Origin of the sequence: Streptacidiphilus sp. PB12-B1b (assembly GCF_014084125.1) — a bacterium.
Taxonomy (GTDB): Bacteria; Actinomycetota; Actinomycetes; order Streptomycetales; family Streptomycetaceae; genus Streptacidiphilus.
The window spans coordinates 4523346-4537615 of sequence record NZ_CP048405.1; the positions used below are offsets into that span (position 1 = coordinate 4523346).

14 protein-coding genes are annotated in these 14270 nt (G+C 74.3%); 7 read left to right on the plus strand and 7 right to left on the minus strand.

Features of this window, described 5'->3' with window-relative positions:
* Positions 1-160: 160 nt before the first annotated feature.
* The 4 genes from GXW83_RS20005 to GXW83_RS20020 are packed head-to-tail and all read left to right on the plus strand — an operon-like array spanning position 161 to position 4530.
* Positions 161-1672 carry an APC family permease gene (locus GXW83_RS20005; protein WP_370466738.1) on the plus strand — a complete coding sequence of 504 codons (1512 nt, stop codon included), beginning with the start codon at positions 161-163 and terminating at the stop codon, positions 1670-1672.
* Positions 1669-2106 carry a hypothetical protein gene (locus GXW83_RS20010; protein WP_182444393.1) on the plus strand — a complete coding sequence of 146 codons (438 nt, stop codon included), beginning with the start codon at positions 1669-1671 and terminating at the stop codon, positions 2104-2106. Before GXW83_RS20005 ends, GXW83_RS20010 begins: the two co-directional genes overlap by 4 nt.
* 35 nt (positions 2107-2141) lie before the next feature.
* Positions 2142-3512 (plus strand): dipeptidase, encoded by a 1371-nt coding sequence (locus GXW83_RS20015; protein WP_182444394.1) that lies wholly within the window; start codon positions 2142-2144, stop codon positions 3510-3512.
* 58 nt (positions 3513-3570) lie between these two features.
* On the plus strand, positions 3571-4530 hold the full coding sequence (locus GXW83_RS20020; RefSeq protein ID WP_182444395.1) for a cation diffusion facilitator family transporter: 960 nt from the start codon (positions 3571-3573) through the stop codon (positions 4528-4530).
* A gap of 24 nt (positions 4531-4554) precedes the next feature.
* Here GXW83_RS20020 and GXW83_RS20025 read toward each other — a convergent pair whose 3' ends face one another.
* The 6 genes from GXW83_RS20025 to GXW83_RS34250 all read right to left on the minus strand — a co-directional run bounded on the left by GXW83_RS20025 (position 4555) and on the right by GXW83_RS34250 (position 8646).
* Complete coding sequence (locus GXW83_RS20025) at positions 4555-5793, minus strand: styrene monooxygenase/indole monooxygenase family protein (RefSeq protein ID WP_182444396.1); 1239 nt, start codon at positions 5791-5793, stop codon at positions 4555-4557.
* Positions 5794-5867: 74 nt separating this feature from the next.
* On the minus strand, positions 5868-6518 hold the full coding sequence (locus GXW83_RS20030) for an ATP/GTP-binding protein (protein WP_370466739.1): 651 nt from the start codon (positions 6516-6518) through the stop codon (positions 5868-5870).
* Positions 6496-6924: a DUF742 domain-containing protein gene (locus GXW83_RS20035; RefSeq protein ID WP_182444397.1), complete on the minus strand. Its 429-nt coding sequence runs from the start codon at positions 6922-6924 to the stop codon at positions 6496-6498. The genes GXW83_RS20030 and GXW83_RS20035 overlap by 23 nt, the downstream gene beginning before the upstream one ends.
* Entirely contained in the window at positions 6924-7385 is a 462-nt protein-coding gene (locus tag GXW83_RS20040; protein ID WP_182444398.1) for a roadblock/LC7 domain-containing protein, read from the minus strand. Before GXW83_RS20040 ends, GXW83_RS20035 begins: the two co-directional genes overlap by 1 nt.
* On the minus strand, positions 7382-8125 hold the full coding sequence (locus GXW83_RS20045) for an ATP-binding protein (RefSeq protein ID WP_225447515.1): 744 nt from the start codon (positions 8123-8125) through the stop codon (positions 7382-7384). Before GXW83_RS20045 ends, GXW83_RS20040 begins: the two co-directional genes overlap by 4 nt.
* Positions 8014-8646, minus strand: coding sequence for a hypothetical protein (locus GXW83_RS34250; RefSeq protein ID WP_225447120.1), 633 nt, complete (start codon positions 8644-8646; stop codon positions 8014-8016). The genes GXW83_RS20045 and GXW83_RS34250 overlap by 112 nt, the downstream gene beginning before the upstream one ends.
* 439 nt (positions 8647-9085) lie before the next feature.
* Between GXW83_RS34250 and GXW83_RS20050 the strand changes: the two genes are divergently transcribed.
* Together GXW83_RS20050 and GXW83_RS20055 are read left to right on the plus strand one after the other, a co-directional pair.
* The gene (locus GXW83_RS20050) at positions 9086-9871 is read left to right on the plus strand and encodes an SDR family NAD(P)-dependent oxidoreductase (RefSeq protein WP_182444400.1); all 786 of its coding nucleotides are present in this window, start codon (positions 9086-9088) and stop codon (positions 9869-9871) included.
* 130 nt (positions 9872-10001) lie between these two features.
* Positions 10002-11285 (plus strand): family 16 glycosylhydrolase, encoded by a 1284-nt coding sequence (locus tag GXW83_RS20055; RefSeq protein ID WP_182444401.1) that lies wholly within the window; start codon positions 10002-10004, stop codon positions 11283-11285.
* Positions 11286-11325: 40 nt separating this feature from the next.
* Here the strand turns inward: GXW83_RS20055 and GXW83_RS20060 are convergent, their stop codons facing one another.
* Entirely contained in the window at positions 11326-13665 is a 2340-nt protein-coding gene (locus tag GXW83_RS20060; RefSeq protein ID WP_182444402.1) for a lysylphosphatidylglycerol synthase transmembrane domain-containing protein, read from the minus strand.
* Between the two features lie 120 nt (positions 13666-13785).
* Here GXW83_RS20060 and GXW83_RS20065 point away from each other — a divergent pair, with 120 nt between their 5' ends.
* Complete coding sequence (locus GXW83_RS20065) at positions 13786-14235, plus strand: MarR family winged helix-turn-helix transcriptional regulator (protein ID WP_182444403.1); 450 nt, start codon at positions 13786-13788, stop codon at positions 14233-14235.
* The last annotated feature ends 35 nt before the right edge of the window (positions 14236-14270 follow it).

The window sequence follows — 14270 nt, forward strand, 5'->3', positions numbered from 1 at the left end:
CAGGCCGCCCGCCGCACGGGCCCGACCCGCCTGCGACCCGCTTCGGCCCCGGTCGGACCGGGCCCGCCCCCGACCCGACTCGACGTGCACACCCGATCACGGCCGGTGATCCTGGTGGGACGAGGCGGCCCGCCCGGGCCCCGTTGAGGAGGGTCACCGCGTGAGCACCATGGACGTCCCGGCCGAGCGGGAGGGAGCCGGTCCGGGCGGGGCAGCTCCGCCGACGGCCCCGCAGACCCGGTCCGGCGCCCAGGGCCGACGGGTATCGGCGCCCGCGCCGCGGATGACCTGGATCACCCTGGCGCTGATGACCACCAGCTCGGTGGCCAGCCTGCGGTCCGCCCCGACCATGGCCGTGTACGGCCTGGCCTGCGTCTTCCTGTACCTGCTGCCCGCGCTGGTGTTCCTGCTGCCGACCGCCCTGGTCTCGGCCGAGCTGGCCTCCGGCTGGGAAGGCGGGGTCTACCGCTGGGTGTCGGAGGGGCTGTCCCGGCCGCTGGGCTTCCTGGCGGTGTGGTGCCAGTTCGCCATGACGATCTTCTACTACCCGAGCCTGCTCGCCTACGTGGCCAGCACCATCGCCTACGTGATCAATCCCAGGCTGGCCAGCAACGGCCTGTACACCGCGATCGTGATCATGGTGCTGTACTGGACCGGCGTCTGGGTCTCCTCGCGCGGGACCGGCGCGGTGGCCGGGCTCTCCTCATTCGGGCTGGTCATCGGCACGCTGATCCCGGGCACCCTGCTGGTCGTGCTCGGCCTGGTCTTCCTGGGCCAGGGCAACAGCTCGGCCGCGCCGATGAACGCCGGGAACATCCTGCCGCCCTGGGCCGGGCTGGCCAGCCTGGTGCTGATCGTCAACAACTTCCTCAGCTACTCCGGCATGGAGATGAACGCGGTCCACGTCTCCTCGCTGCGCAAGCCGGCCCGGGAGTTCCCGCGCTCGATGTTCCTCGCCTCCGGCCTGGTGCTGCTGATCTTCATCCTTCCGGCCCTGGCGATCAGCTGGGTCGTGCCCGCCGCACAGCTCAGCCTGACCGCCGGGGTGATGCAGGCGTTCGACTCGTTCTTCGCGTACTTCCACGTCGGCTGGCTGACGCCGGTGATCGCGGTGGCGCTGATCGCCGCCTCGCTGGGCGGCATGCTCACCTGGCTGGCCGGGCCGTCCAAGGGGCTGCTGCTGATCTCCCGGCAGGAGGGCTACCTGCCGCCGTTCCTGCAGCGGCTGAACAAGAACGGCGTCCAGCAGAACATCCTGGTCACCCAGGGCGTCGTCACCACCGTCATCGCCCTGGCGTACGCGCTGATCCCGGACGTCTCCAGCGCGTACTGGATCTTCTCGGTGATCACCACCCAGGTGTACCTGATCGTCTACCTGCTGATGTTCGCCGCCGCGATCCGGCTGAGGCGGACCCAGCCGGACCATCCGCGCGGCTATCGGGCCCCGGCGCTGACCGTGCTCAGCAGCGTCGGGCTGCTGGCCTCGGCCGCCGCCATGGCGATCGGCTTCGTCCCCTCCTCGCAGTTCGGCGGCGGCAGCGCCTGGCGCTACGTGGCCATCGTCGGCGGCGGGCTGGTCGTCCTCGGGCTGGTCATCCCCTACCTGTTCCTGAGGCTGCGCAAGCCCGAGTGGAAGCTGGACCGGGACGCCGCGCCGGAGGTGGCCCGATGAGCCGCTCGCTGACGGCCTCGCAGCACCGCTGGATCTACCTGGGCTCGATCCTGCTGCTGGTGGCGCTGCTGGTGGTCGGCCTGCTGACGTTCCACCAGGTCCGGGTCTCCAACCAGGCCAACGACAAGGCGCGGCAGTTGTCCGCCGAGCTGGAGGCGGCCGGCTTCCCGGTGCCGGACCAGCGGGAGATCACCGACACCCTGGGCACGGACGGCGGCTCGGTCTGCCAGGATCCCTCCGGGGGGCTGCGGCAGGCGCAGTGGAAGGACGCCATGGTGAACGGGGCGGCCGGGCCCGGGCAGCGGCCGGTCCTGGCCGACGCGGACGTGGTGCGGGCCGAGGCGCTGGTGCTCTCCGTGTACTGCCCCGACCAGCTGTCCGACTTCCAGACCAAGATCGCAGACCTCCACCTCGACAACACCGCGCGCGAGTGACCGCCCGCCCGCCGCGAGACGCCAAGGAGCAGTCCATGACCGCACACGACGAGCTGCGCAGCCGGATCGCGGCGCTGATGCCCCGGGCCAGGGCCGACCTGGCCGAGCTGGTGGCGATCCCCTCGGTCGCCGACCCGCGCCAGTACCCGCCGGAGCGCTGCCGCGAGGCCGCCGAGTGGCTGGTGGCCGCGTTCACCGAGGCCGGCCTGCTGGACGTCCGGCTGGAGCCGACCCCGGACGGCAGCCACGCCGTCATCGGGCACCGGCCGCCGCCGCCCGGCGCGCCGACGGTGCTGCTGTACTGCCACTACGACGTGCAGCCGCCGCTGGACGACGCGGCCTGGACCTCCCCGCCGTTCGAGCTGACCGAGCGCGACGGCCGCTGGTACGGGCGCGGCGCCGCCGACTGCAAGGGCAACATCGTGATGCACCTGACCGCGCTGCGGGCGCTCGGCGACGACATCCCGGTGGGCATCGTGCTGGCCGCCGAGGGCTCCGAGGAGCAGGGCACCGGCGGCATGGAGGAGTTCGTGCCGCCGCACGCCGACGAGCTGCGCGCGGACGTGCTGCTGGTCTGCGACACCGGCAACGCGGCGGTGGGCGTGCCGACTGCCACCACCAGTCTGCGCGGGATGGCCAACCTGGTGGTGGGCGTGGACAGCCTGCACGGCAACGTCCACTCGGGGATGTTCGGCGGCGCGGCCCCGGACGCCCTGGCGGCGCTGATCCGGATGCTGGACTCGCTGCGCGACCCGGACGGCGGCACCCGGATCGACGGCCTGGACTGCACGGGCACCTGGGACGGCGTCGGCTACGACGAGCAACAGTTCCGCGCCGACGCCGGGGTCCTGGACGGGGTCGGGCTGACCGGCTCCGGTACCGTCGCCGACCGGCTGTGGGCCCGCCCGGCGGTGACCGTGCTGGGCATCGACTGCCCGCCGGTGGTCGGCTCGGCCGCCGCCGTCCCCGGCAGCGCCCGGGCGCGGGTGAGCCTGCGGGTGCCGCCGGGCATGGACCCGGTCGCCGCCCGGGACGCGCTCGCGGCCCACCTGCGCGCGGCGGCGCCCTGGGGGGTGCGGGTGTCCGTCGAGAACGAGTCCACCGGCTCGCCGTTCCGGGCAGACACCGGCGGCCCCGCCTACGCGACGCTGGACGCGGCCATGAAGGAGGTCTACGGGCGGCCGATGTCGGTCATGGGCCAGGGCGGCTCCATCCCGCTGTGCAACGTCTTCGCGCGGACCTTCCCGGAGGCGGAGATCGTGCTGATGGGCGTCGAGGAGCCGCGCTGCCTGATCCACGCGCCCGACGAGAGCGTGGACCCGGCCGAGATCGAGCACATGGCGCATGTCGAGGCACTGTTCCTGAGCCGGTACGCTCGCGGCACCGGCAGCGCCGTCGGCGGCTGAGCCGCCGACCGGGGCAGTCGGCCCGAAGTTCCGTGGACCCGAAGGGAGTCAGCGTCCGATGAGCGCCTCCGGAGGCAGCAGGGCCGTGGTCGCGGCGCTGGGCGCCAACCTCGCCATCGCCGTGGCCAAGTTCGTCGCCTTCGCCTTCAGCGGCTCCTCCTCGATGCTGGCCGAGGGGGTGCACTCGCTGGCCGACTCCGGCAACCAGGTGCTGCTGCTGTTCGGCGGCCGCCGGGCCAAGCGGGCGGCGGACACCGAGCACCCCTTCGGCTACGGGCGCGAGCGGTACGTCTCCGGCTTCCTGGTGTCCATCGTGCTGTTCACCCTCGGCGGGGTGTTCGCGCTGTACGAGGGCTACGAGAAGGTCAGCCACCCGCACCCGGTGGACGACTGGTACTGGCCGGTCGGCGTGCTCCTGTTCGCCATGGCCGCCGAGGGCATGTCGTTCCGCACCGCCGTCGGCGAGGCCCGGCAGGGCAAAGGCGCGCAGTCCTGGCCACAGTACGTGCGCACGGCCAAGGCCCCGGAGCTGCCGGTGGTGCTGCTGGAGGACTTCGGCGCGCTGATCGGCCTGGTGCTGGCGCTGATCGGGGTCGGCACGGCGGTGCTCACCCATGACGGGGTGTGGGACGGCGCGGGCTCGCTCGGCATCGGGACGCTGCTGGTGCTGATCGCGGTGGTACTGGCCACGGAGACCAAGTCGCTGCTGCTGGGCGAGTCGGCGGGCCCGCAGGTGGTGGAGCGGATCCGGGCGGCACTGGTGGACGGCGAGTCGGTGTTCCGGGTGATCCACATGCGCACGCTGCACCTGGGCCCGGAGGAGCTGCTGGTGGCCGCGAAGATCTCGGTGCCCGCCGAGGCCACCGGCGCGCAGATCGCGGGCGCCATCAACGCGGCCGAGGCCCGGGTGCGCGCCGCCGAGCCGATCGCCCGGGTGATCTACCTGGAGCCCGACCTGTACGACGAGGCCGTCGCCGCCGCGGGCGGCAACCCGGCGGCCACCCCGGGCGGTCGCTGACCGGCCCGGGGCGGCGGCGCGGGGTCAGCCCTGGGCCAGCGAGCCCAGGTAGGCGTCGGCGGCCTCCGGCGTGAAGAACCAGTTCGGGAAGTCCGACGGGTTGTCGAAGCCGTTGGCGAAGCGGGCGGCCACCGGCGGCAGCTGCCCGGCCGCGCCGATCAGGTTGAGCACGTGCTCGGGCGGCGGCGCCAGCATGGCGTTGGTCCAGGCGGTGACGTCACCGGCGGTGGAGGTCCAGTAGCCCTCGAAGGCCGCCTCCATGAAGGCGCGGTCGAAGGGCCGGTCGCCGTGGGCGCGGATGGCGGAGAGGTAGCTGGTGGCGCACTTGGAGGCGCTGTTGGAGCCCTGGCCGGTGATCGGGTCATTGGCGACGACCACGTCGGCCACGCCCAGCACCGTTCCCCCGCTGGGCAGTTCGCCCACGGCGTGACGGACCACCGGGGTGTAGCGGCCGGCCAGGGTGGCCCGGCCGTCGGTCAGCTCCACCCCGCCGAGGGTGCGCTGGTACTCCCAGGGGGTGTACGTCCGCATCAGCTCCAGGGTGCGCCGCAGGTGCTCCTCGGGCGCCAGCGCGGGCTCGAAGACGTCCAGCGGGCCGCCGGGCACGCCCTCCCAGAACAGGATGTCGCAGGGGCCGGAGAGGGTGAGCGCCGGTATCACGAACAGCTCGCCGACGCCGGGCACCAGGTTGCAGCGCACGGCCGCGAAGTCGTGCTCCGGGCGCGGGCCGAGGCCGTGCACGTAGGAGACGGCGAGGGCGCGCTGCGGCGCGGTGTACGGCGAGCGCTCCGGGTTGCGGGCGAACATCGACACCAGCTCGCCCTTGCCCGCCGCGACCAGGGTCAGGTCGTAGCCGCGGACCAGCAGGTCCAGATCGGAGACGGTGACGCCGTTGACGACGACCTTGCCGCCGCGCTCGGCGAACAGCTCCAGCCAGGCCGGCATCTTCACCCGCTGGTCCACCGACTGCGCCGGGCCGTCCAGCCGGCCGACCCAGTCGATGACCCGCGCGGCGTCCGGGCCGCTGACCGAGACGCCCAGCCCCTCGACCCGCGGGGCCTGACCGTCCCACAGGTTCAGCCCCAGCGCCCGCTCGTGGCCGAGCGAGGTGTCGAACATGCACTGCGTGGACAGCACCCGGCCGCCGCGGATCTCGTCCGGCGTCCGGTCCGTCATCACCGTGACGTCGTGGCCGTCGCCCTGCAGGCCCAGGGCGAGCTGCAGCCCGGCCTGGCCGGCGCCGACGATCAGAATCTTGGCCAAGGGAGGCTCCTTGAAGAGGGTGTGTGCGAAAAGCGGGGTGGACGCGGGGGTCGGACGGGGCTTCGGGCGCGGGGTCAGCCCTGGTCGTCCAGTGAGAGGGTGTGCTCCACCAGCGCGGCCAGGGTGCGGGCCGAGGACTGCCGGGAGCGGGCGTCGCACCACAGCAGCGGCACCCCCGGCGAGAGGCTCAGCGCGTCCCGGACGTCGGCGTCCTGGTACTGCGGCGCGCCGTCGAACTGGTTGACGGCGACCACGAACGGCAGGCCGCTGCTCTCGAAGTAGTCCACGGCCGGGAAGCTGTCGGCGAGCCTGCGGGTGTCGGTGAGCACGACCGCGCCGACCGCGCCGCGCGCCAGGTCGTCCCACATGAACCAGAAGCGGCGCTGCCCGGGGGCTCCGAAGAGGTAGAGCACCAGGTCGGGTGCGAGGTGCAGTCGGCCGAAGTCCATCGCCACCGTGGTCGTGGTCTTGGTGCTGCCGTCCGGGAGCGGGTCGGTGCCGCTGCCCGCCTCGGTCATCACCGCCTCGGTGGTCAGCGGGGTGATCTCGGAGACGGACGCGACCAGGGTGGTCTTGCCCACGCCGAAGCCGCCCGCGATGACGATCTTGGCGGAGGTGACCGGGAACTCGGTCAGCGGGATGCCGCCGGGGGTGGTGCCCAGGCCCGACGGAACCCCGGGCCCGGCTCCCGGCCGGGCGGTGTCAGGCGAGATCACGGAGTCCACCGAGGATCCTCTCCAGAACCATGCGGTTCGGTCGTGCGGGTGCGGCGACGGCCGAGCCGCCGCCGGAGCGCACGGCGACGGATCCGCCGTGCACGCGGATGCGGCCCGCGTCCACCAGATCGCTCACCCACACCCGGACCACGCCGAGCGGCAGCCGCAGCAGGGCCGACACCTCGGCGATCGAACGCATCTGGCCCTGGCACAGCTCGCAGATCCGCTCCAGCTCGGGCATGGCCGGGGGGAAGCCGCCGGGCTGGTAGACCGCCGAGACCAGCGTCTCCACCAGCAGCACCTGGCCGAAGCGGGTGCGTCCGCCGGTCAGGGCGTAGGGGCGGACCCGCGCCGAACGGCGGGGCAGCCCGTTCGCCTGGTGTCCTGCGGCGGCTCCTGCGGGTGTCTGCGGCATCACCGGGCGGTCTCCTGTCCGGGCTGGCCCCGGAGTTCGCGGCGGACTTGCGTGGTCAGCACGTGCCCGGCCCGCTCGACCAGCCGGGCCAGCTGGTAGCCGGCCAGGCTCAGGTCGCAGCCGGCGCTGGTGTAGGCGGCCAGGCAGGTGGTCTCGTCGACCGACATCAGCACCAGCGTGCCCTCGTGCAGCGTCACCACGGTGCGCCGCAGGCAGCCCAGTTCCAGCAGTTTCGACATGCCCCCGGACAGCGCGGTCAGCCCCGCCGCCAGGGTGGCGAGCTCCTCGCCTGGGGTCTCCTCGTCGGCCGCCACCAGCGGCAGGCCGTCGGTGGACACCAGGGCCAGCGAGCGCAGCCCGGGCGTGGTCATCTGCACGTCGCTGAGCAGCCAGCGCAGCCGCTGCAACGGCGTGGACTCCACCCGGGCCGTACCGGCGGCGCCGTGAACGCCCGTCGTCATCGTCGGTCCTCCTGGACGTGGGCGGGCACGGACTGGACATGGGCGGGCGCGGCGGCGCGCACCCCGCTCTGGAAGCCGCCGAGCCGGCGGCGCAGCTCGTCCGCGGCGCTGCCGCTGCCGCGCGCGGCGGGACTGCCGGGGTCGCCCGCGGCGGCCGGGGCGGCCCGGCGGGCCCGCTGCCCGCTCTCGCCGGGAACCCGCTTGGGCAGGCCGCCGACGGCGCCCGGATCGGCGGCGACCGTCGCCGGGCGCGGCCCGGGCACGGCGCTGAGCGGACGCGTCATCTGCGCCACCGAGCCGGCCACCCGCTCGTCCCAGGCGGCAGCGGCCTCCGGCCCCTGCACGGGCACGGGCTCCCGGGCGAAGGCCGTGACCGGGACGGCGACCAGCGCCGTCGTCCCGTCGGCGGTGGTGCTGTGGCGCAGCTGCACCCGCAGCCCGTGCCGGCGGGCGAGGATGGTGACCACCTGCAGCCCCATGCTGCGGCCGGTGCGGGCGGCCCCGAAGCGGGAGCCGTCGTCGGGCGCGGCCAGCCGGGCGTTGACCTCGTGCAGCAGCTCGTCCGGCAGGCCGATGCCCCGGTCCACCAGGGTGACCATCAGTTCGCCGCTCTCCAGCTGCCAGGCGGTCACCGTGACCGGCTCGGTGGGCGGCGAGAACGCGGTGCCGTTCTCCAGGAGTTCGGCGAAGACGTGGGAGAGGTCCTCGGCGATGTCCGAGCGGATCCACAGCTGGGGCACGGGGGTGAGGTGCACCCGCTCGTAGCGCTCGATCTCGGAGACGGCGGCGCGCAGCACGTCCAGCAGCGAGGTGGGGCTCTGCGGTTGGGCGGGGCGGTGGTGCGCGGCGCCCCGAGCAGCAGCAGGTTCTCGCCGTTGCGGCGCATCCGGGTGGCCAGGTGGTCGAGCCGGTAGAGCTGCTCCAGCCGGGCGGAGTCCGACTCGGAGCCCTCCATCCCTTCCAGCAGGCCGAGTTGGCGCTCGACCAGACCGAGGGTGCGCATCGCCAGGTTGGCCAGCACCTGGCCGTTCTCCGCCTCGCGCCGCGCTCCGACGGCGGCCAGCTCGTCGCGCTCGCCCGCGAGTTGGACGGCGTGGGTCTGCAGCTGCTGGTGCGCGTGCTGCAGTTGGGAGTGGGCCGTCTCCAGCTGTCCGCAGCGCTCCTGGTACCGCCGGGAGGCTCTTCGGGCCCGCAGCTGCAGGACACCGGCCACCAGTGCGACCGCCAGGGCCGTCGCGGCAACGGCGATGGATATGTACACAAGACCCCGCACTCTGCACAGCTAGCGGTCAACTCATTGGACTCATCCCTCGCGTCCATCACATCACAACGGGCATTCCGCTTTCCAGTCGGGCAGCCGCCCGCCCACTATTCGATACACGTTCCTGTCGTCCGATCAGGAATGACGGGGCATCACACCGGAAATGGCGCTATGGTCGATCGCGGATCCGCCCCGGGGTGGGGACGATTGCCCGGCGATCCCGCTGCTCGCCCGACCGACAGCCGACGGTGCGTATGCTGACCGTCCTCTTCCTGCTCGGGCTGCGGTGCACGGCGTTCGTCGCCGCACTGATCGTGCCGGGGACACCGGAGCAGCAGCAGGCGACGGCACGGAGCTGATCCGCCCCTGGCCCGCTCCCGCATGCCGGGCGGGGCCCGCCCGGCATGCGGGAACCGCATCAGCTGGTCATCATGGAGCGATGAGCACCTCCTCCCCGCCCGACGCCGGTCCGGCCCAGGAGTTCGGCGGCAGGACCGCCCTGGTCACCGGCGCCGCCTCGGGCATCGGGCTGGCCGTCGCCCGCCGGCTGGCCGCCGGGGGCGCGGCGGTGGCGGTCGCCGACTTCAACGGCGAGGGGGCGCGCGAGGCCGCCGCCGCGCTGCGGGCCGAGGGGGCCGAGGCGCTGGCGGTCCGCATCGACGTCACCGACCCGGACTCGGTGGCCGAGGCCGTCCGGAAGGTCCGGGAGGAGCTGGGCGGGCTGCACCTGGCCGTCAACAACGCCGGGATCGCCGGCGGCGGCAGCGTCCACACCGGCCAGTACCCGGTGGACGGCTGGCGGCGGGTGCTGGCCACCAACCTGGACGGCGTCTTCTACTCGCTGCACTACGAACTGCCCGCCATCCTGGCCTCCGGCGGCGGGGCCGTGGTCAACATGTCGTCGGTGCTGGGCAGCAACGGCTTCGCCGGATCGGCCGCGTACGTCGCCGCCAAGCACGGCGTGCTCGGGCTGACCAAGAGCGCCGCGCTGGAGTACGCCCCCCGGGGCGTACGGATCAACGCGGTGGGGCCCGGCTTCATCGACACCCCGCTGCTCTCGCAGACCGACGTCTCCATCCGGGAGGCGCTGGTGGCGCTGCACCCGGCCGGACGGCTGGGCACCCCGCAGGAGGTCGCCGAGCTGGTCGCGTTCCTGCTGTCGGAGCGGGCCTCCTTCGTCCACGGCAGCTACTACCTGGTGGACGGCGGGTACGCGGCGCGCTGAGCTGCGGCGGAGGATCGGCACGAGTTCTCCAGAAGTCGGGCACCGTACCTCCAGTTGCCGGGAAGCATCACGATCTAGCCAATCGTTGCGGCATCGTTGGGGACCACCGGCCACACGCCAGGGAGTCCCCATGCAGCGCCACGCCCGTCACCGCCGCCCCGCCGGCCGCAGCACGGCCTCGCGCACCGCCCTCACCCTCGCCTTCACCGGGGCCACCGCCGCCATGCCGCTGGTCAGCAGCACCATCGCGCACGCCACCTCGCCCCGGCGCGACGAGGCCGCCGCGAGCGCCGCCGCCCGGATGAGCCGCGGCGCGCACGCGGGCCCTGCCGCCGACGATCCGGTGCACGTGGTGCGCAGCGGGGAGAACCTCACCGAGATCGCCCGCACCTTCCACGTCCCCGGGGGCTGGCTCGCCCTGTACGCGGCCAACCAGCGGGCCGTCGGCCCCGATCCGGACCTGATCCGGCCCGGCGAGCGGCTGCGGATACCGGTGGCCGCGGGCACAGCCGCCGGGAGCACCGGGGCCTCCGGTGTTTCGGGGGCTGCCGGGGCCTCCGGCGCTTCCGGGAGCGGCACCGCCCGGCACCGCAGACCGGTCGGCGCCGAGACCGCGAGCACCGCGCCGGCCACGGGCTCCGCCGCCCCGGCACCGGCCGCGCCTCCTGCCTCCCCCGCGCCGGTCACCCGCTCGGCCCCGGCGCCCGCGCCCACCGTCCCTCCTGCTTCCCGGGGCGCGGGGCCGGAGGGCATGCCCGGCAGCTGGACCCCGGTCTTCGACGACGAGTTCGACGGCGACAGCCTGTCCTCCGCCAACTGGCGCACCGGCTGGCTGGCCTCCGGCGTCACCGCCCCGGTCGGCGCCGAGGAGCAGGAGTGCTACGACCCGTCCGAGGTCAGCGTCGGCGGCGGCTACCTGCACCTGGACGCGGTGGCCAGGAGCGAGCAGTGCGGCGGCGAGACCCGCCCCTACGCCTCCGGCATGGTGACCACCGACGGCCTGCACGAGTTCACCAGCGGCGCCTTCGAGGCCCGGATCTACCTGCCCGCCGCGCCCGACGGCGGGGTCGCCGACTGGCCCGCCTTCTGGGCCGACGGCCAGAGCTGGCCCGCCGACGGCGAGATGGACGTCATGGAGGGGCTGTCCGGGCAGACCTGCTTCCACTACCACGACCCCTCCGGCGGCCCCGGCGGCTGCGCCGACGTCGGCCCGGGCTGGCACGTCTTCGGGGCGGACTGGGAGGGCGACACCGTGACGTACTACTACGACGGCCACGACGTCGGCTCCACCACCACCGACGGCAGCTCCGCGCCGCAGTACCTGATCCTCAACAACGCCGTCGGCGGCTCCGGCGGCCAGACCGCGCCCGCGGACATGCTGGTCGACTACGTCCGGGTGTGGCGGCAGTCCTGACCCGGCCCGATGTCAGAACCGCTCGCACCACCCGGCCCGCTCACAGCGCCTTGCTGCGCTGCAGCCACACCAGGGCCAGCCAGCCGGGCAGCACCGGCAGCCAGAACGTCAGCGCCCGGAACAGCAGCACCGGCGGCAGCGCCTCGGCCGGGGACACCCCGATCGTCTGCGCCAGGGCGCCGCTGAGCAGCACCTCCACCCCGCCCACGCCGCCGGGCGTGGGCACGGCCGAGCCCAGCGCGCCGCCGATCAGGTTGGCGATGGCGACGGCGGCGAAGCTGGGGTGCAGGCCGAAGGCCAGCACGCAGAAGTAGAGGCAGGCCGCCGAGGTCAGCGACACCAGCAGCTGCCCGACCACGCCCACGGCCAGCTTGACCGGGTGCTGGAGCAGGTCCAGCAGGCGCGGAATCGCGTCGGCGAGCAGCGGTTGCAGCCGGGCCGCCAGCCAGCGCCGCAGCGGCGGCACGCTGGTCGCCAGCAGCGCCAGCACCGCCGCCACCAGCAGGCCGGTGATCAGCGCGGGCGAGGTGGACAGCGAGCTGCCGTAGTGGACGCTGGCCAGGTAGCCGAAGACCAGGACCAGTAGCACGTGCAGCACCAGACCGACCACCTGGGAGGCGCCGACGCTGGCGATGGCCTTGCGCGGGGCGATCCCGGCCCGTTGCAGGAAGCGGGTGCCGACCGCCATGCCGCCCACCCCGCTGGGCGTGACCAGGTTGGCGAAGCCGCCCGCCAGCTGCGCCAGCGTGGCCTTGACCAGGTCGAGCCGCTCGGGGACGAAGCCGACGAAGCTCATGGTGGCGGCCACCACGCCGAGCACGGCGGCCAGCCCGGCGAAGGCGAACCAGCCGCTGTGCGCCGCCGCCAGCGCGCTCAGCGGGTTGTTCTGCTTGCTGGAGAACTGCAGCAGCAGGTAGTAGCCGGCCAGGACGCCGCCGAAGACCGAGATCAGGGTCCTGGTCCGCAGCCGCTCCAGCCGCACCGGCTCGATCGGCGCCTCCGGGCGGGTCCGCAGCACCGCGTCCCGCAGGTCGGCCAGCAGGTCGGGGGCGGCCCGGGTGCTGGGGAAGATGGCGAGCGGCTGGAGCAGCGGCACGGCGGAGCCGACACGTTCGGCCCCGATGACGCCGACGGCGGCGGCCACGGCGCGGTCCGGGCCGACCCGCTGCGCGGTGGTGGCCAGCAGCTGCGCCAGGTCGCCGCGCAGGGCGAGGTCGCCGGCGGCGATGTCGCCGTCCTCCAGGTTCACCAGGTGGACCGCGCCCTCGTCGTCGACCAGCAGCGAGGCCGGGTCCAGGCTGCGGTGGGCGATCCGGCGGGCGTGCAGCAGCGCCAGCTGGCGCCAGGCGTCGGCCAGCAGTCCGTCGGTCAGGTCCTCGTCGGCCAGGCGGTCCAGGGTGCGGCCGGTGAGCCGCTCGTAGACGGCGAAGGCGGCGTCCGGGCCGAGGTCGGCGGTCAGCAGCAGCCGCCGGCTGCGGGCGCCGGCGGCCTGGGCCGCGTAGGAGAGCAGTGCCTCCTGCTGCAGCGCGCCGCGCGGCGAGAGCAGGCTGCGGCGCTGGGGGGCGGTGCGCAGCCGGACCCGGCGCCAGGTCCGGCGGAAGAAGCCGGAGGCGGAGGTCTCTCGGTCCAGCAGCATCACGTCCAGGTCGGGGCGGCCGTCGGTCTGGCTGACCAGGAAGCGGTGCTGCTCGTGCGGGGGCGCGCCGGGGGTGCGGGTGGCGGTGGCGGGCCGGAAGCCGGTCTGCCGCAGGGCGGTGAACAGCAGCTCCAGGGTGAGCCGGGCGTTGGGCGAGCCGAGGCCGTAGACGGTGGCGTTGGCGGCGGCCAGGCCGACCAGCAGCGAGAGCAGCAGGGCCAGGGCGTCGGCGCTGCCGTTGACCAGCGCGGTGAGCCCGTCCAGGCCGAGCAGCACGACCATGGCCGCCAGCCAGCGCGGGCGGGCGGCGGCCCCGGCGGTGACCAGGTAGGCCAGGACCGGGGCGGGCCGGTCCAGGACCGGATGGGCCAGGCCGACCAGCAGCGCCAGCCCGTAGGCGGGCACGGCGGCCAGCACCCCGTCGGCGGCGCGCCGGGGCTCGCGCTGGATCAGCAGCCGGGCCGCGAACGCCAGCGGCAGCAGCAGCACGGCGGTGGCGGCGAACGCCCCGGCGGCGTCGATCAGCCACCGGGGGGTGTGCGCGGCCAGCTGCGCCACATCGGCGTCCAGGCCGGTGGCGGTGGAGCGGGCGTCATGGGCGAGCAGCAGGGTCAGCCCGATCAGGGCCAGGCTGATGACGGAGCGGATCAGCGCCTCGGGCCGACGCGCCCGGGCCGACAGCAGGAGCTCCTGCGGCTCGATGTGGAACCTCCAACCCCCGTGCGCCGTCGCGGCTGCGCGCATGGACCGCGGACGTCGGCGCGGTCTCGATCGTACCGGCACCGCCACCCGCCGCCGAAGCGCCGCCAGGGGTTTCGACAGCCTGAACTTGGCAGTCCAGACTGATGAAACTATCCTGGAACGATGGACGAGGAGACGGCCGGCCCGGGTGAGCCCGCAGCCAGGGCCGCGAACGACCTGCGGGTACTGATCGGACGCCTGAAGCGGACGCTCAAGGAGCTGGACCCCCCGGACGGCCTCACCCCGACCCAGCTGTCCGTGCTCAGCCGGCTGGACCACGACGGCCCGGCCTCACCCAGCGCGCTGGCCGGTGCCGAGCGGGTCCGCCCGCAGTCCATGGGGGCCACCCTCGCCCTGCTGGAGGAGCGGGGTCTGATCGAGCGCCGCCCGGACGCGGACGACGGCCGCCGCCAGGTGGTCTCGCTCACCGCCGCCGGCGACCGGTACATCCGCGACAGCCGCCGCCAGCGGCAGGAGTGGCTGTCCCGGGCGCTGCAGGACGGCTTCACCGAGCAGGAGCTGGCCGTCGTCATCGAGGCCCTCGCCCTGCTGGACCGGCTCACCCGGCCGTGACGGCCGACGGTGACCGGCCCCGGCGGGCGACCTCA